We start from the raw sequence: 14,583 nt of genomic DNA on the forward strand, positions 1-14,583 counted from the left end.
AAAAAAAAAAAAAAAAAAAAAAAAAAAAAAAAAAAAAAAAAAAAAAAAAAATCGCCGCCGAGCCCGGCAGCGACATGCCGAGTGCCTCGGCCAGCGAGTTCATCGTGGTCGCGGTGCCCATGGTGTTGCAATAGCCGGTCGACGGCGCCGACGACGCGACCAGGCGGATGAACTCCGCATCGTCGATCTCGCCCGCCGCCAGCATCTGGCGCGCCTTCCACACGATGGTGCCCGAACCGGTGCGCTCGCCCTTGTGCCAGCCGTTGAGCATCGGCCCGACCGACAGCGCGATCGCCGGGATGTTGACCGTGGCGGCCGCCATCAGCATCGCCGGGGTCGTCTTGTCGCAACCGATGGTCAGCACGACGCCGTCGAGCGGATAGCCATACAGCACCTCAACCAGGCCCAGATAGGACAGGTTGCGGTCGAGCCCCGCGGTCGGGCGCTTGCCGGTTTCCTGGATCGGGTGGACCGGGAATTCCAGGACGATGCCGCCCATTTCGCGCACGCCCTCGCGCACCCGCTCCGCCAGCACCAGATGGTGGCGGTTGCAGGGGCTCAGGTCGGAGCCGCTCTGCGCGATGCCGATGATCGGCTTGCCCGACTGAAGCTCCTCCAGCGACAGGCCGAAGTTCAAATAGCGCTCCAGGTAGAGCGCGGTCATGTCGATATTATCGGGATTGTCGAACCAGGCGCGGCTGCGCAGCTTCGGCGTGGGCGTGTCGGTCATGTCAGGCTTTCGGTTCAGCGAACGGTGGAAAAACGATAGATCATGGTATGCCGATAGGGCTTACCGGGATCGACGCGGGCAGAGACGAAATCGGGCTTGTTGGGCGAATCGGGGAATTTCTGCGGCTCCAGCGCGATGCCGTCGCCCATGCGGTACAGATGCCCCTTCTTGCCGACATAGGTGCCGTCCAGGAAATTGCCCGTATAGAATTGTACGCCCGGCTCGGTCGACAGCACTTCGAGCACCCGGCCCGAGGCGGGGTCCTCCAGCCGCGCGGCGAGCTGCGGCGTGGCGGTCAGCCCCTTGTCGAGTGCGAAGTTGTGGTCATAGCCCTGGCCGTAGCGGATCTGCTGGTCGTTGCCGTCGCGGATGCCGTCGGCGACGACGCGCGGCCGGCGGAAGTCGAAGACGGTGCCGGCGACCGGCGTCCGCTCGCCGGTGGGGATCAGCTTGGCATCGACCGGGGTATAGGCGGCGGCCGGGATGGTCAGCTTGTGATAGGTCGCGCCGAGCGGCGACCCCTCGCCGTTCAGGTTGAAGATCGCGTGGTTCGTCATGTTGACGACGGTCGGCTTGTCGGTGTTCGCGACGAAGGCGATGGTCAGGGCGCCCGCCTCGTCCAGCGAATAGGTGACGGTCGCATCGACCTTGCCCGGATAACCCTGGTCGCCATCGGGGCTGGTCAGCGCCATCACCACATTGGCGGTGGGGCCGTCCTTCATCGAGACGATTCGCCACAGATGCTTGTCGAAGCCCTTGGTCCCGCCATGGAGCGAATTGGTCTTGTCGTTGAGCGTCAGCTGATAGCTGCGGCCGTCCAGCGTGAAGCGTCCGCCGCCGATGCGGTTGGCATAGCGGCCGACCGTCACGCCGAAGAAGTTGGGGTGGTTCACATAATCGTCGGCCTTGTCATAGCCGAGCAGCACATCGGCCATCTTCCCGTCGCGGTCGGGCGCGATAACCGATTGAAGGGTCGCGCCATAGGTCAGCACGCGCGCCGACAGCCCGGCCTTGTTGGTCAACGTCACCGCCTCGATCGCGGACCCGTCCGCCAGCTGCCCGGCGGGCGTACGCTTCGCCTCACTCGCCAGCGCCGCTGTCGAAGTCATTATGGACGTTACCGCTACCAGTTTGAGAAAGCTCTTGATTGACGCCCTCGACATGCCTCATCCCTCCGTCGCCAGACGCCATTGACGCGCCCTTTGCGTCACTATAGTCAGACAAAAAACCAGGAGCAAGCGGGGCGCTTAGAAGTTTTCGTGCCGCCACCCGCTCGTCAAGGAGAGGATTGCCATGGCCGCACCCGTCGTTTCCCGCGCCACCGGCGCGCCAGCCGCTGCGGGAGGGGCGACCAATTACCGGTCCGCGCTGACGCTGCTGGCCAGCCTGTTCTTCATGTGGGGCTTCATCACCGTCATCAACGGAACGCTGCTGCCCCATCTGCGGAGCGTCTTCGACCTCAGCTATTTCCAGGCATCACTGATCGAGAGCGTCTGGTTCATCGCCTATTTCTTCGCTTCCATCCCCTCGGCCAAGCTGATCGAGCGGATTGGATACCAGAAGTCGCTGGTGACGGGCCTGCTCATCATGGCGGCGGGCGCGCTGGGCATGATGCTCGCGGCGACCCTGCCCTCCTACGGCGTCACGCTGCTGATGCTGTTCGTCATCGCCAGCGGCATCACGCTGCTCCAGGTCGCGGCCAATCCTTATGTCGCGGTGCTGGGCCCGGCGGATACGGCGTCGTCGCGCCTGAACCTCGTCCAGGCGATGAACTCGATGGGCACGATGCTGGCCCCGCTGTTCGGCGCCTATCTGATCCTCGGACGTTCCAAGGGCGGCACGGCGGAGGCCGGCAGCGCCGCGCTGACCCAGGCCGAACGCCTGGCCGACGCGCACGCCGTCGTCCTGCCCTACGGCCTGGTCGCGGTGGTGCTGGTCGTCCTCGCCTTCGTCATCGCGCGCTTCCCGCTGCCCGCCATGGGATCCTCGACCAGCCGCGTCGCCAAGGAAGAGCGCAAGAACCACTCGCTGTGGAAGCATCGCAACCTGGTGTTCGGCATCGGCGCGATCTTCATCTACCTGATCGCCGAGATCGGCGTGGGCAACCTGTTCGTCAACTTCGTCAGCCGTCCCGACATCGGCAACATGACGACCGAGGCCGCTGGCCGTTACCTGACCCTGTTGTGGGGCGGAATGATGGTCGGCCGTTTCGTCGGCTCGGCGATCATGCAGAAGGTGCCGGCCGGTATCGTGCTCGCGGTCTTCTCGATCGGCGCGTTCATCGTGATGCTGGCGACCGTCTTCACCACCGGCCATGTCGCCATGTGGTCGCTGATCCTGGTCGGCCTGTTCCACTCGATCATGTTCCCGACCATCTTCACGCTGGGTATCCGGGGCCTGGGTCCGCTGACCGAGGAAGGCTCGGGCCTGCTGATCATGGCGATCGCCGGTGGCGCGCTGGTGGCGGTGCATGGCTGGCTGGCCGATGAATATGGCTTGCAGCTGTCGTTCCTGCTGACCGCCGTGTGCGAACTCTACATCCTGTTCTATGCGATCTGGGGTTCCAAGCCGACCAACGCCTTCCCGGACGAAGACGCCGGCTGATCGTACCGGTCATCGACGGATAAACGGAGGGGCGGCGTCGCGAGACGTCGCCCCCTTTCGCGTGCGCGGCCCGGCCTTGTCCACGACCACGACGTCATGGTAACGATACATCATTACATATAATTGCCGATGAGTCGTAAAGTGTCCGATAGCCTCGATCTCCTTGCCCCGCCGCCGCCAGCCGGCACGCCCGATCATGTCGGCATCGGCGACGAAGCCGAAGCGCTGTCGGCGATTCGCGATCCCCGGGTCACGCTGGCCATATGGCGGCGCCGGCCATGCGTCGCGCGTGTCGATCTGTCGACCATGCCGCCAATCCGCTTCGCCGCGCCGGCCGGACAGGTCGCCGAGCGGCTGGCGGGGCATTGGGCCGAGCGGCCGCCTGAGCCCTGGCAGGTGCCCCTGACCTGGGATGTGGCGCGCCTGGCGGCGCTCTATGTCGAACTCGCCCAGGAGGCACGCGTCGAGGTGCGACTCGAGCGGATCGCCGGCAATGGCTGCTGGAAATTCCATGCCGACTATGTCGGCCTGCGCCTCATCACCACCTATTGGGGTCAGGGTACCCAGTGGTTGCCACAGGGCGCCGATGCGGACACCGCGCCACAGGCGCTGGCGGCGGGCGATATCGGTCTTTTCAAGGGCCGCGCGCTGGCGGGCGACCGCGCGATCATCCACCGCTCACCCCCGATCGCCGACAGCGGCGAGGACCGGCTGCTCCTCGTCATCGACGCCGAATGGGAGCAGCCGGACTGACCGCTCAGAACCAGGTGCGGATACCGAGCGCCAGTGCCGCGCCGCCACCCCGTGCCGGGCCATAGCGGCGCTCCCAGTTGACGCCGACATAGGGGGCGAACTCGCGCGCGATCTCGTAGCGCAGGCGCAAGCCCAGCTCGATGCTCGACATGCCCGCCGCGATCCGCTGTTCGGGCACATCCTGCGCCGCCAGATTGACCTCGATTCGGGGTTGCAGGATCGCACGCTGGGTCAGCCGCTGGTCGACCCACGCCTCGGCGCGACCGGTCAGTTCGCCCCTGTCGGACAGGAACAGCGCGCCCTCGACGTCGAACCAATAGGGGGCCAGCCCCTCGATTCCGACCACCGCATACGTGCGGCGCGTGCCGGCGCCGACATCCTGGCGCACACCCGCCTGGAGGTTCCAATAGGGGTCGATCGCACGGGCATAGAGCGCCTGCACCTCGGCCGCGCCGATCCGGCCGCCCAGCCTGCCTTCGCCCTCGGTCTTGATGACCAGCCGGTGGATGTCGCCGCCGAACCAGCCTTCCCCGTCCCAGCGATAGCCGTCGCGCCCGTCGCGAATCTTGATTTCGGCGAGATTGAAGACAATCTGCGAGAAGCGCATGCCGCCATGCTCCTGCCGCATCCGCGCATCGGCGGCGGCCATGGCGGCGGGGTCGTAGAAGCGATCGGCGGCACGGATCGTGGGCGTCGGCGGCGGTGGCACGTCGCCGACCGGGGCGTCGGCCATCGCCATGCCCGGCATTGCCCCATGTCCCATGGACGTGTGATCCATGACGGCAGAGGTCTCGCCGCCTTCCATCGAACGGCAATGTCCCATGGCCGCATGCTCTGCCGAACAGACAGGAGCCGTCATGTCGGTCATAAGATCGGACGGCGGGGGGGACGCGGGCCGGCAATGGCCCATGGCGGCATGCTCGGGCGAACAGGCCGAAACCTCGGTCGGCATCGCATGATGACCGGGCATCGGCGATACGGGGCGCGCGGCGCGGGGCTTGGCCGCTGCGGGCCTGGCCTTCCCCTTCGGCCGGACCGAAGACTTGGGTCGGGCGGGGGCCTTGGGTTGGACCGGCGCCGGCATCGCCATGCCGGGCATCATGTGATGGTGCTGCGGCTCGGCCAAGAGCAGCGCGAACGCGATCATGCCGCACCTCCCACCGCCGGGTCGGGCCGCACCGTCACCACCTGCATCATGCCGGCATGCATGTGATAGAGGAGGTGGCAGTGGAACGCCCAGTCGCCCTCGGCATCCGCCGTCAGGTCGAACGTCACCTTGCCCCCCGGCGCGACATTGACCGTGTGCTTGCGCGGGGCGTGATCGCCATGGCCGGTGACCAGTTCGAAGAAATGCCCATGCAGATGGATGGGGTGCGCCATCATCGTGTCGTTGACCAGGGTAACGCGCACCCGCTCGTTCAGGCGAAAGGGGATGGGCGCGGTGACGGCGTTCAGCTTCACCCCGTCGAACGCCCACATATAGCGTTCCATATTGCCGGTCAGATGAATGGTCAGCGCGCGCGACGGCACGCGCCGGTCCGGGTCAGGGGTCAGGCTGACGAGATCGCGATAGGTCAGCACGCGGTGGCCGACATCGGCCAGCCCCTGGGGCGGCTCGCCCGTCCGGTCGACCGGCATCGGCGCGACCGTCTGGACGACCGGGGTCCGGGGCAGGCCAGGCGCGTTGGCGAAGTCGCGCATGTCGTGACGCATGCCGCCATGGTCCATCGCGGCCCCCTGCCCCGCCGGCTGGCAATGCCCCATCGCGGCATGGTCGGACGTGCAGCCGGACCCATGGTCCATGCCCCCCATCCCCATATCCTTCGTCGTCGCCAGCGGCCGGGGACGGAGCGCCGGCACCGCCGCCGTCATCCCGATGGCCGGGGCCAGCGTCGCGCGCGCCATGCCGGACCGGTCCCAGCTTTCGGCGACCAGCGTATAGGCGCGATGCTCCGGCGGCGTGACGATCACGTCATAGGTCTCGGCCACCGCAATCTGCAGCTCGTCGACGGTGACGGGACGTACACCCTGTCCGTCCGCCTGCACCACCGTCACCGGCAAGCCGGGGATGCGCAGGTTGAAGATGGTCATCGCGGCGGCATTGACGATCCGCAACCGCACCCGCTGTCCGGGCGTGAACAGCCCCGTCCAATTGTCCCCCGGCCCCCGACCGTTGACCAGATAGCGATAGGTGGAAGCCGTCACGTCGGACACGTCGCTGGGGTCCATCCGCATCGCCCCCCAGCGCAGCCGCTCGTCGAGCGACTGGTCGCGCCCCGCCAGCAGCCCGCCGATCGTCTGCTTCTGATAGTTGAAATAACCGCCTTGCAGCTTCAGCCGGCGAAAGATGGCGTGCGGGTGCAGCGCGCTATGGTCGGACAGCATCACGACATGCTCGACCTCCGCCGTAACCGGATCGGGTTGCGCCGGCTCGATCACGATGGGGCCGTACAGCCCTTCCTGCTCCTGCAACCCGGAATGGCTGTGATACCAATAGGTCCCGGCCTGGACGACGGGAAACTCATAGGTGAAGCGGCCGCCCGCCGGGATGCCCGGAAAGCTGATTCCCGGCACGCCGTCCATCTGGAACGGCAGCAACAGGCCGTGCCAGTGGATCGAGCTTTCCTCGTCGAGCATGTTGACCACCGTGATCCGCGCCCGCTGCCCCTCGCGCAGGCGGATCAGCGGCCCCGGCGCCGCGCCGTTGATGCCGATCGCGTGATAGGGCTTGCCGTCGATCATCATATGCTGGCGCGCGATGGTCAGCGTGATGTCGGGCCCGTGCAGTTCGGCACGCGGCGACAGGCCATGCTTTTGCGCCCAGGCCGGCAGGGCGGCCAGCGTGCCAAGGCCGACACCGCCGGCAAGCAGATCGCGGCGGCGCATCACGGTCGGGAAATCGATCATACCGCCTTATACGCGGTGGCGCGGTGTTCCCCTCATGCCGCTGGTTCGGTCGCCTCGCGGAGAGCGGCCCGCGCGCGCCGGACCCGCAATTCGATGGCCTTGACGCTCAGTCCCAGCACCTCCGCCGCCTCGCTTTGGCTCAATCCCTCGATCGCGCAGAGGATCAGCGGCGCGCGCAGGGCGTCGGGCAACGCGTCGAGCGCCGCCAGCGTACGCGCCAGCGACTGGCGATCGATCGCCGCCGCCTCGCCGCCGACCCGGTCGTCGGCAACCTCCCCCGCCGCGTCGATCGGCAACACCCGCGCCAGCATCGCGCGCACCCGCCGTCGCCGCGCCCAGTCGCGACATTTGTTGAGCGCGATCCGGCTGAGCCAGGCCCGCAGCGACCGTCCGGTGTCGAAGCGCCCCAACGCGGCATGGGCGGCGACGAAGCTGTCCTGCACCAGATCCAGCGCCTCGTCGGCGTCGCGCACATGCGTCAGGATCAACCGATAGAGCGCGCCCTTGTGCCGCCCGACGATCGCGGCATAGGCGCGTGCCCGCCTGACATCCTCACCGGCGCGGGCCAGCGCGACCAGATCGCCATCGGGCAACCCCGCATAGTCCCGGCTCACCGGCGCCCGCTCACCCGGTTGCGCTCATCGGGCCGTATCGGTCAGCCTGGCGGCCACCAGCCGGTCGAACGTCGCCGCCTGATCGGGGCGGAGCACCCGGCGCATCGCGAAGACATGCGCGACCGTCGCCTTTTGCAGATCGCCCATGCTGTGGTGGACGGCATCGATCGCCTGGCTGACGCGCGGACCATCCCGATGCTCCGCCTCGATCGCCGCCGCCAGCCGGGCGTTGTCACCGCGCAGGCGAGCGTCGAACGTGGCGCGGGTCGCGGCGAACCGCGCCTCCAGCCGGTCGAGCGCTACGGCTTGCGCGGGGTCCAGCGGAATATCGCGGTGGATCAGCGTGTGGATATCGGCCGCCGCCGGCGCGGCGGGCATCAGCAACCGGCACCCGATCGCCACCCCGGCCAGCGCCGCGACGAACGCAATCACCAGCGTCAGCAGGTGCCGCCGCATCGATGCGCTCATCGGCCGAGCAACAGGGTCGAGGGCGCCAGTCCCGCATCGAGCATGACGACCGCCACCCGTCGCTCCCGCGCCTCGCTCCGCCCCGCGACCGCACCGCCTCCGACGATCCCCAGCATCAGCGCGGCACCACCCGCCACCGCCAATCCCCGAAGCGACAGGCCGCCCGCCGCCGATGCCTCCGCATCGATCGCGGTCGCGACCCGTTGCTCCAGCCGGTCCAGGGTCGCGGGCGGCGGGCTTTGCGCCAGTCGGGCGAGATCACGGTCGAAAGGGTCGGTCATCATCCATCCATTACGCAAAAACGGTGGCCACCCCTCATCGGCCGGATAGGATCAGCATATGGACATGGCCACGCTTCGCAACATCGCCGCTTTCGCCCCTATCCTGTCAGACCCGGATTTTGTGACGGGCGCATGGACCGAACCCCGGCGATCCGCCGAAGGGGTCATCACCATGGCCTGGTTCCACCTCTCCGACCCCGCCGCCGCCTTCGTTACCGCAATCGCCAGCGAGGATGTCGCCGCCCATTACCGTAGGCCCGTGGATGACAAGGCCCGGTCCACGGCCATGCACATGATCGAGCATCCCCCGGCCATCGCCAATGCCAGCGTCGAACAGATCGGCTGGATTCTGACCTATCTGCTGCGGGCGGACCGCTTCGTGGAGGGATCGCTGGCCCAGGCGTTCGACAAGGGCCTGATGCGCGCCATCGCGCAACGTGCGGCGATTCTCGGCCAGATCGAGCGGCCATAACAAAAACCCCGCCAAGCCTATTGGCCTAGCGGGGTTTTCGATGGTGGGCGTGGCAAGGATTGAACTTGCGACCCCTGCGATGTCAACACAGTGCTCTACCACTGAGCTACACGCCCGCCGGAGGCCGGCCAATTAGCCGGGTGGTGGGGGGCTGGCAAGCCCTAAATCGCACCATCGAGCGAATTGGTGTGAAAAAGTCTGTCCACCTCCATCACCAGGTCGCGCAGATGGAAGGGCTTGGACAGGACGCGGGCGTTGGGCATCGCCTCGCCGGCCTTCAGCGTCACCGCCGCGAAACCGGTGATGAACATCACCCGCAGGTCGGGCACCAAGGCGGCGGCGCGCTGGGCGAGTTCGATGCCGTCCATCTCGGGCATGACGATATCGGTGAGCAACAGGTCGAAATTCTCGGCCTCCAGGAGCGGCAGCGCGGCGGTGCCGCGATCCACCGCCGTGACGCGGTAGCCCGAGCGGGTCAGCGCCCGGGTCAAATATTCGCGCATGACCTCATCATCTTCGGCCAGCAGGATGTGAAGCATGTCGTGATCCCGATTCATCGTGGCGCCAACCTAGCGAGGCGGCGGTTAAGATTTCCAGACCATTGCCGCCGCTCCGTTCCCGCCATAGGATCGCCCGTGATGGCCAGCCCCCCTTCCGGCGCGTGTTTCGACAGCTTGGGCACCGACAGCCCCAACGGCCCGGTGGTGATTTCGGTGCCGCATGGCGGGCGCGACTATCCGCCCGCGTTGATCGCGGCGCTGCGCGTGCCGCTGTCCGCCATCATGGGGCTGGAGGATCGGCTGATCGATATGATCGGCCATGCCGCGCGCATCGACGAGCCGATGATCGTGCAGACCCGCCCTCGCGCCTGGATCGACCTGAACCGTGACGAGGGGGAACGTGATCCCCTCATCGACATGGGCGCGCGGCCGAGCGGCCGGGGGTCGAGCAAGGTGCGCAGCGGCCTCGGCCTCGTCCCGCGTCGTATCGGCGGCCATGGCGACATCTGGGCGCGGCGCTTCACCGATGCGGAAATGGTGGCGCGGATCGCCAGCGATTACCGTCCCTATCATGCTGCCCTGTCGGCCTGTCTGGCGGCGGTGCGTGCTCGCTTCGGGGTGGCGGTGCTGCTCGATCTTCATTCGATGCCGCCGCTGGGGGCGGCCGACAGCTGTCCGCGTGTCGTGATCGGCGATCGGCATGGCGCGACGGCCGGGATGCGCTTCGTCCGCCGGGTCGATGCCACGGTCCGCGCCGCCAGCATCGCCGTCACGCGCAATGCGCCCTATGCGGGGGGCCATGTCGTCGAGCGGCATGGCGACACCCGGCGCGGCATCCATGCCATCCAGCTGGAGCTCGACCGCTCGCTCTATCTCGACGCCGCGCTGGAGGCCCCCGGCCCCGGCTTCGACGCGACGGTCCTGCTGGTCCGCCGGATCATCGCCGCGCTGACCGCAGAAGCGCTCGGCCAGCCCCTGCCGCTCGCCGCCGAATAAAAAACCACCTCGCGCAAGGGGGAGAGCGCGAGGTGGCCAAGGTTCAGGGAGGAGACACGCTGAAAGCGTGTCATACGACACCGCGAAAGGGGGGACACGATGTCGTACTGGTATAAATAAGAAGGGGCCTATTTGGTTCAACCCCGCCCCCGGCAATTCGTCATTTTTTCGTCACGGGTGGTGGGATGATCCTTCCCGGCACGGGGAGGGGGCAGGCTGAAGGCCTGACGGCGCGGGGCCACCCCATGGCGTGCCCCTTGCCGCACACCCCCTCCACCACCGCTGCGCGGCGGTCCCCCTCCCCGTGCCGGGGAGGATCAGCTTTTGCGAAGGCTCATCCGCGCGAGCAGGCCGTCGCGCAGCAGATAGTGATGGCGCAGCGCCGCCGCGACATGGATGGCGACCAGCGCCAGCATCACCCAGCCCAGGATTTCATGCGCCTCATGCCCCACGCCACCGGCGGCGCGGCCGATCGGAAGCGGCGGTACGTCGAACAGGCCGAACCAGCTGACGGGACGCGGCACCGCGCGGCCCGATCCCATCGCCCAGCCGGTCATCGGCATCGCGATCATCAGCAGATATAGCGTCATGTGCAGCGCATGGGCGCTGCCGCGCGCCCAGGCGGGAATCTCGGCGGGCAGCGCCGGCGGGCGATGGCCGAGACGCCACAGGACACGGCCGGCGGTCAGCGCCAGCACGGTCAGCCCGATCGATTGGTGCAGCGGGATCGTGCCCGGCAAGAGGCTCTCATGGAGCAGGCCGATCGCCAGATTGGCGACGACCAGGGCCGCGATCGCCCAGTGAAAGACGATCGCGACCCGGCTGTAGCGCGGATGGTCGGTGGCGACCGGTCCGCGCATCGGATCAGCCGACCGGCTGGAGCTGCGGCTGCGGCATCTTGCCCAGCTGCGCCTGCCGAGCGAAGATGTCGCGCATCAGCGACAGCGAGAAGAGGTGCGCATAGAGCAGCGGGAGCATGCCCGACTGGCTCATCTTGCGCAGCTGGTCGCCGCGCAGGTCGACCAGCTTCTCTTCATTGATCATTTGGAAGCCGCGATAGACGAAGGGCTGATCCGCGCCGTCGGGCTGGATCGAGACTTCGCCGTCCATCAGCAGACCCATTTCGGTCAGCTCGGTCATGAAGTTCTGGGTGCGGGCACCCGCCTGCTCGAACGATTCGTTGAACGACAGGATGTTCTTGGTCAGCTCGCTGGGCTGGCCGTTCTCGAACAAGGCGTCGCCGTCGTCGAACGCGCCGATCGTCGGCGAGGTCGGGTCGAAGCACAGCGACAGCTCTTCCGCCTCGGGACGCAGGCGCGCCAGCATGTACGGATAGCGACGGACATAGGCGGGGACGTAGAAGTTCGTCTCGGTCAGACGGCCTTCGTCGCTGACGAAGACGTTGACGCCCTCGTTCAGGCCCATCAGCGCCAGCGGGATCGGCTGTTCGCCGACCGAGAAGACGATCGGCATGAAACGCTGCACCAGCGGAAATTCATCGACGGTCACCGGGATCGCATGCTGGCCGACCAGGAAGGGCGCGGTGTCCTGCGGGCGGACCTTGTAATTGGCGTGGGCCTCGCTCGAAAGCGGCTCCAGGCCATTATAGAAAAGCGGAAGCGACGGCGCGCTGGCCATGATGATCTCCAAAAAACCTTATCCACGCGAGCCCCCCGGCCGCGTGTCGTGCCCCCGTGTCTATGGGGCCGGGGCGTCATGCGCAAGCGATGAGCTTGCCCGGATTGAACAGGCCGTGCGGATCGAGCGCCCGCTTGATCGCGCGGATCGCCGCGACCCGCTCGGGCGACAGTCGCGCCAGCTCGTCGCGCTTCATCTGGCCGATGCCGTGTTCGGCCGAGATGGTGCCCCCCGCCGCCGTCACCAGATCATGGACGAAGCGGGTGATCGTCGCCGCCTGTTCCGCATAGAAACGGTCGCGATCGGTGCCCGGTGCGGCGCGGACGTGGAAGTGGATATTGCCGTCCCCCAGATGGCCGAAGCCCGACGCATGGGTGCCGGGGAAGCGCGCGTCGCAGGCCGCCGCCGCCTCGACCATGAAGCGCGGCATGGCGTCGACCGGCACCGCGATGTCATGCTGCACCGCCGGCCCCAGCGCGCGCTCGGCATCGGACAAGGAATGACGGAGCAGCCAGAAGGCTTCGGCTTGCGCATCCGATGCGGCGATCACCGCATCGGCGATCACGCCGTCCGCGAGCGCGTGGCCGAGCTGCGCCTCTAGCATCGCGGACGGATCGACCACCGGATCGCCGGTCACCGCCTCGATCAGGACATGCCAGGGATGCGTGCCCGCCAGCGGCGCGCGGGCACCGGGCAGATGCGCGACGGCGGCGGCGAGGCTTTCAGCAGGCAGGATCTCGAAGCTCTCGATCATGTCGCTTGCCGCCTGCAAGCGGCGGAGCAGCGCCAGCCCGGCGGCGGGATCGGACAGCCCGACCCAGGCGGTGGCATGGCCCGCGATCGCCGGCGCCAGCCGCAGCGCCGCCGCCGTCACCACGCCCAGCGTCCCCTCCGCCCCGATCAGCAACTGCCCCAGATCGTAACCGCGATTGTCCTTCTTCAGCGCCGACAGACCGTCATACAGCGAGCCATCGGGCAGCACCGCCTCGATCCCCAGCGTCAGGCCGCGCATCGTGCCGAAGCGCAGCACCTGCGTGCCCCCGGCATTGGTCGAGACCAGCCCGCCGACCGTCGCATTGCCCTTGGCCCCCAGGGTCAGCGGAAAGCGCCACCCCTGCGCTTCGGCCGCGTCGTGCAGGTCGCCGAGGATCACCCCCGCCTCGGCCACCGCGACACCGCCCTCCGCATCGATCCGGCGAATCCTGTTCATCCGCCGGGTCGACAGGATCAGCGCCGCACCGTCCTGCGGCGGGGTCGCGCCGCCGACCATCGAGCTGTTGCCCCCCTGCGGCACCAGCGGCACGCGATGCTCGCCCGCCGCGCGCAGCACCGCCTGCACCTGCGCGGTGTCGGCGGGCGCCAGGATGGCGGGGGCATGGCCGTGGAAGCGCCGCCGCCAGTCGATCTCCCACGGCGCGATCAGGTCGGGATCGGTGACGATGCCGCGATCCCCCAGGACGGGGCGCAGCGCGGCGAGCAGGGCGGTCTGGGCGGCGTTCATTCCTCTCGCGCTAGATCAGGTTCATGAAGCGTTCAATGTCGGCGGCTATAATCCGCGTCCACAGACATGGCTCGCCCCGGACCGAACCTCATCCCCGCCGCCCTTACGATGTTGGCGACGCCGATCCTGATTGGGGCGGGCGATGCGCCGTCGCAAATCCAATATGCCCAGGTCACGATCCGCGAACGGGTGATCCTGCGCGTACCCCGCACGACCATGCCCGCCGTCACCGCCAGCCAGTGGAAGGAGCGCAAAGGCCCGCGCTGCATCAATGCGCAGCAACTTGCGGGGGCCTTGCCGGGCGAGCCGGGAACCGTGGACATCGTCCTGATCGGCGGCAAGCGGGTGCGCGCGCGACTGTCGCGGGCGTGTCGCCAGATCGATTATTATTCCAGCTTCTATATTCGGCCGGGCACCGACGGGATGATCTGCGCCGGACGGGAGCCGATCCGAACGCGCGGCGGCGCGGTGTGCGAAATAGACAAGTTCCGCGCGCTCACGCCCCGCTGACATCCGCCATTCGTCCGGCCCGCGGAGGCCGGAAAACTTGACTTTTCCCGCCAAATCCGCAAGCGCCCGTAGAGTGCTGGGCGAGCGCGGGGCGATTCCCACTCCACGCCATATTTCGGAAAACTGCATGAGCTTTGCCGATCTCGGCCTCTCCGACGAACTCCTGAAGACGGTCACCGACGCCGGCTATACCGAGCCGACCCCGATTCAGGCCTCCGCCATCCCCTCCGTGCTGATGATGCGCGACATCATCGGTATCGCGCAGACGGGGACGGGCAAGACCGCCTCCTTCGTCCTGCCGATGATCGACATCCTGGCGCATGGCCGCAGCCGCGCGCGCATGCCGCGCAGCCTGATTCTGGAGCCGACGCGCGAACTCGCCGCGCAGGTCGCCGAGAATTTCGAGAAGTACGGCGCCAACCACAAACTCTCGATGGCGCTCCTCATCGGCGGCGTGTCGATGGGCGATCAGGTCAAGGCGCTGGAAAAGGGCGTCGATGTGCTGATCGCGACGCCGGGCCGGTTGATGGACCTGTTCCAGCGCGGCAACATCCTGCTGACCGGCTGTTCGATGCTGGTCATCGACGAGGCGGACCGGATGCTCGACAT

The 14,583-nt window shown here is 67.5% G+C and carries 17 protein-coding genes and 1 tRNA gene; 6 read left to right on the forward strand and 12 right to left on the reverse strand.

Annotated features, from left to right (window positions below; all coding sequences use genetic code 11):
* Nucleotides 1–730, reverse strand: a 730-nt coding sequence (locus ACQKJZ_RS13935) for a dihydroxy-acid dehydratase (protein ID WP_427731643.1), incomplete at its 3' end; no start/stop codon positions are given.
* 14 nt (nucleotides 731–744) lie between these two features.
* Nucleotides 745–1,839, reverse strand: a complete 1,095-nt coding sequence (locus ACQKJZ_RS13940) for an aldose epimerase family protein (protein ID WP_427731645.1) — start codon at nucleotides 1,837–1,839, stop codon at nucleotides 745–747.
* Nucleotides 1,840–2,023: 184 nt separating this feature from the next.
* Between ACQKJZ_RS13940 and ACQKJZ_RS13945 the strand changes: the two genes are divergently transcribed.
* Together ACQKJZ_RS13945 and ACQKJZ_RS13950 are read left to right on the forward strand one after the other, a co-directional pair.
* Nucleotides 2,024–3,334: a sugar MFS transporter gene (locus ACQKJZ_RS13945; protein ID WP_427731647.1), complete on the forward strand. Its 1,311-nt coding sequence runs from the start codon at nucleotides 2,024–2,026 to the stop codon at nucleotides 3,332–3,334.
* A gap of 141 nt (nucleotides 3,335–3,475) precedes the next feature.
* Nucleotides 3,476–4,087: a DUF1826 domain-containing protein gene (locus tag ACQKJZ_RS13950; protein WP_427731649.1), complete on the forward strand. Its 612-nt coding sequence runs from the start codon at nucleotides 3,476–3,478 to the stop codon at nucleotides 4,085–4,087.
* Between the two features lie 4 nt (nucleotides 4,088–4,091).
* Here the strand turns inward: ACQKJZ_RS13950 and ACQKJZ_RS13955 are convergent, their stop codons facing one another.
* The 5 genes from ACQKJZ_RS13955 to ACQKJZ_RS13975 are packed head-to-tail and all read right to left on the reverse strand — an operon-like array spanning nucleotide 4,092 to nucleotide 8,360.
* Nucleotides 4,092–5,234, reverse strand: coding sequence for a copper resistance protein B (locus tag ACQKJZ_RS13955; protein WP_427731651.1), 1,143 nt, complete (start codon nucleotides 5,232–5,234; stop codon nucleotides 4,092–4,094).
* A complete protein-coding gene (locus ACQKJZ_RS13960) occupies nucleotides 5,231–6,994 on the reverse strand; it encodes a copper resistance system multicopper oxidase (RefSeq protein WP_427731653.1) in 1,764 nt (587 codons plus the stop codon). Before ACQKJZ_RS13960 ends, ACQKJZ_RS13955 begins: the two co-directional genes overlap by 4 nt.
* A gap of 32 nt (nucleotides 6,995–7,026) precedes the next feature.
* Nucleotides 7,027–7,608 (reverse strand): RNA polymerase sigma factor, encoded by a 582-nt coding sequence (locus ACQKJZ_RS13965; RefSeq protein WP_427731655.1) that lies wholly within the window; start codon nucleotides 7,606–7,608, stop codon nucleotides 7,027–7,029.
* 24 nt (nucleotides 7,609–7,632) lie between these two features.
* Nucleotides 7,633–8,076 (reverse strand): periplasmic heavy metal sensor, encoded by a 444-nt coding sequence (locus tag ACQKJZ_RS13970; protein WP_427731657.1) that lies wholly within the window; start codon nucleotides 8,074–8,076, stop codon nucleotides 7,633–7,635.
* A complete protein-coding gene (locus ACQKJZ_RS13975) occupies nucleotides 8,073–8,360 on the reverse strand; it encodes a hypothetical protein (RefSeq protein WP_427731659.1) in 288 nt (95 codons plus the stop codon). Before ACQKJZ_RS13975 ends, ACQKJZ_RS13970 begins: the two co-directional genes overlap by 4 nt.
* A 61-nt stretch (nucleotides 8,361–8,421) precedes the next feature.
* Between ACQKJZ_RS13975 and ACQKJZ_RS13980 the strand changes: the two genes are divergently transcribed.
* Nucleotides 8,422–8,829 (forward strand): DUF6508 domain-containing protein, encoded by a 408-nt coding sequence (locus ACQKJZ_RS13980; protein ID WP_427731661.1) that lies wholly within the window; start codon nucleotides 8,422–8,424, stop codon nucleotides 8,827–8,829.
* 41 nt (nucleotides 8,830–8,870) lie between these two features.
* Here ACQKJZ_RS13980 and ACQKJZ_RS13985 read toward each other — a convergent pair.
* Together ACQKJZ_RS13985 and cpdR are read right to left on the reverse strand one after the other, a co-directional pair.
* Nucleotides 8,871–8,945 (reverse strand) — tRNA-Val (locus tag ACQKJZ_RS13985).
* A gap of 45 nt (nucleotides 8,946–8,990) precedes the next feature.
* Nucleotides 8,991–9,368 carry a cell cycle two-component system response regulator CpdR gene (gene cpdR, locus ACQKJZ_RS13990; protein WP_312487721.1) on the reverse strand — a complete coding sequence of 126 codons (378 nt, stop codon included), beginning with the start codon at nucleotides 9,366–9,368 and terminating at the stop codon, nucleotides 8,991–8,993.
* Nucleotides 9,369–9,467: 99 nt separating this feature from the next.
* Between cpdR and ACQKJZ_RS13995 the strand changes: the two genes are divergently transcribed.
* The gene (locus ACQKJZ_RS13995; protein ID WP_427731663.1) at nucleotides 9,468–10,325 is read left to right on the forward strand and encodes an N-formylglutamate amidohydrolase; all 858 of its coding nucleotides are present in this window, start codon (nucleotides 9,468–9,470) and stop codon (nucleotides 10,323–10,325) included.
* 317 nt (nucleotides 10,326–10,642) lie between these two features.
* Here ACQKJZ_RS13995 and ACQKJZ_RS14000 read toward each other — a convergent pair whose 3' ends face one another.
* The 3 genes from ACQKJZ_RS14000 to ACQKJZ_RS14010 all read right to left on the reverse strand — a co-directional run bounded on the left by ACQKJZ_RS14000 (nucleotide 10,643) and on the right by ACQKJZ_RS14010 (nucleotide 13,464).
* A complete protein-coding gene (locus ACQKJZ_RS14000) occupies nucleotides 10,643–11,185 on the reverse strand; it encodes a cytochrome b (protein ID WP_427731665.1) in 543 nt (180 codons plus the stop codon).
* 4 nt (nucleotides 11,186–11,189) lie between these two features.
* The gene (locus ACQKJZ_RS14005; RefSeq protein ID WP_427731667.1) at nucleotides 11,190–11,963 is read right to left on the reverse strand and encodes a SapC family protein; all 774 of its coding nucleotides are present in this window, start codon (nucleotides 11,961–11,963) and stop codon (nucleotides 11,190–11,192) included.
* A gap of 76 nt (nucleotides 11,964–12,039) precedes the next feature.
* Nucleotides 12,040–13,464 (reverse strand): FAD-binding oxidoreductase, encoded by a 1,425-nt coding sequence (locus ACQKJZ_RS14010; RefSeq protein ID WP_427731669.1) that lies wholly within the window; start codon nucleotides 13,462–13,464, stop codon nucleotides 12,040–12,042.
* A 66-nt stretch (nucleotides 13,465–13,530) separates the two neighbouring features.
* Here ACQKJZ_RS14010 and ACQKJZ_RS14015 point away from each other — a divergent pair, with 66 nt between their 5' ends.
* Nucleotides 13,531–13,974, forward strand: a complete 444-nt coding sequence (locus ACQKJZ_RS14015; protein WP_312487711.1) for a hypothetical protein — start codon at nucleotides 13,531–13,533, stop codon at nucleotides 13,972–13,974.
* Nucleotides 13,975–14,101: 127 nt separating this feature from the next.
* Nucleotides 14,102–14,583, forward strand: a 482-nt coding sequence (locus ACQKJZ_RS14020) for a DEAD/DEAH box helicase (RefSeq protein ID WP_427731671.1), incomplete at its 3' end; no start/stop codon positions are given.

The sequence above is a fragment of the Sphingomonas sp. NPDC019816 genome (assembly GCF_050274375.1).
Lineage (GTDB): Bacteria > Pseudomonadota > Alphaproteobacteria > Sphingomonadales > Sphingomonadaceae > Sphingomonas.

Bases quoted from the DNA above. Each gene is read 5' to 3' on its own strand.
- ACQKJZ_RS14005 (WP_427731667.1), bottom strand. From the start codon at position 11,963: ATGGCCAGCGCGCCGTCGCTTCCGCTTTTCTATAATGGCCTGGAGCCG.
- ACQKJZ_RS14010 (WP_427731669.1), bottom strand. From the start codon at position 13,464: ATGAACGCCGCCCAGACCGCCCTGCTCGCCGCGCTGCGCCCCGTCCTG.
- ACQKJZ_RS13945 (WP_427731647.1), top strand. From the start codon at position 2,024: ATGGCCGCACCCGTCGTTTCCCGCGCCACCGGCGCGCCAGCCGCTGCG.
- ACQKJZ_RS13970 (WP_427731657.1), bottom strand. From the start codon at position 8,076: ATGAGCGCATCGATGCGGCGGCACCTGCTGACGCTGGTGATTGCGTTC.
- ACQKJZ_RS14015 (WP_312487711.1), top strand. From the start codon at position 13,531: ATGGCTCGCCCCGGACCGAACCTCATCCCCGCCGCCCTTACGATGTTG.
- ACQKJZ_RS13940 (WP_427731645.1), bottom strand. From the start codon at position 1,839: ATGACTTCGACAGCGGCGCTGGCGAGTGAGGCGAAGCGTACGCCCGCC.
- ACQKJZ_RS13995 (WP_427731663.1), top strand. From the start codon at position 9,468: ATGGCCAGCCCCCCTTCCGGCGCGTGTTTCGACAGCTTGGGCACCGAC.
- ACQKJZ_RS13960 (WP_427731653.1), bottom strand. From the start codon at position 6,994: ATGATCGATTTCCCGACCGTGATGCGCCGCCGCGATCTGCTTGCCGGC.
- ACQKJZ_RS13975 (WP_427731659.1), bottom strand. From the start codon at position 8,360: ATGATGACCGACCCTTTCGACCGTGATCTCGCCCGACTGGCGCAAAGC.
- ACQKJZ_RS14000 (WP_427731665.1), bottom strand. From the start codon at position 11,185: ATGCGCGGACCGGTCGCCACCGACCATCCGCGCTACAGCCGGGTCGCG.
- cpdR (WP_312487721.1), bottom strand. From the start codon at position 9,368: ATGCTTCACATCCTGCTGGCCGAAGATGATGAGGTCATGCGCGAATAT.
- ACQKJZ_RS13980 (WP_427731661.1), top strand. From the start codon at position 8,422: ATGGCCACGCTTCGCAACATCGCCGCTTTCGCCCCTATCCTGTCAGAC.
- ACQKJZ_RS13955 (WP_427731651.1), bottom strand. From the start codon at position 5,234: ATGATCGCGTTCGCGCTGCTCTTGGCCGAGCCGCAGCACCATCACATG.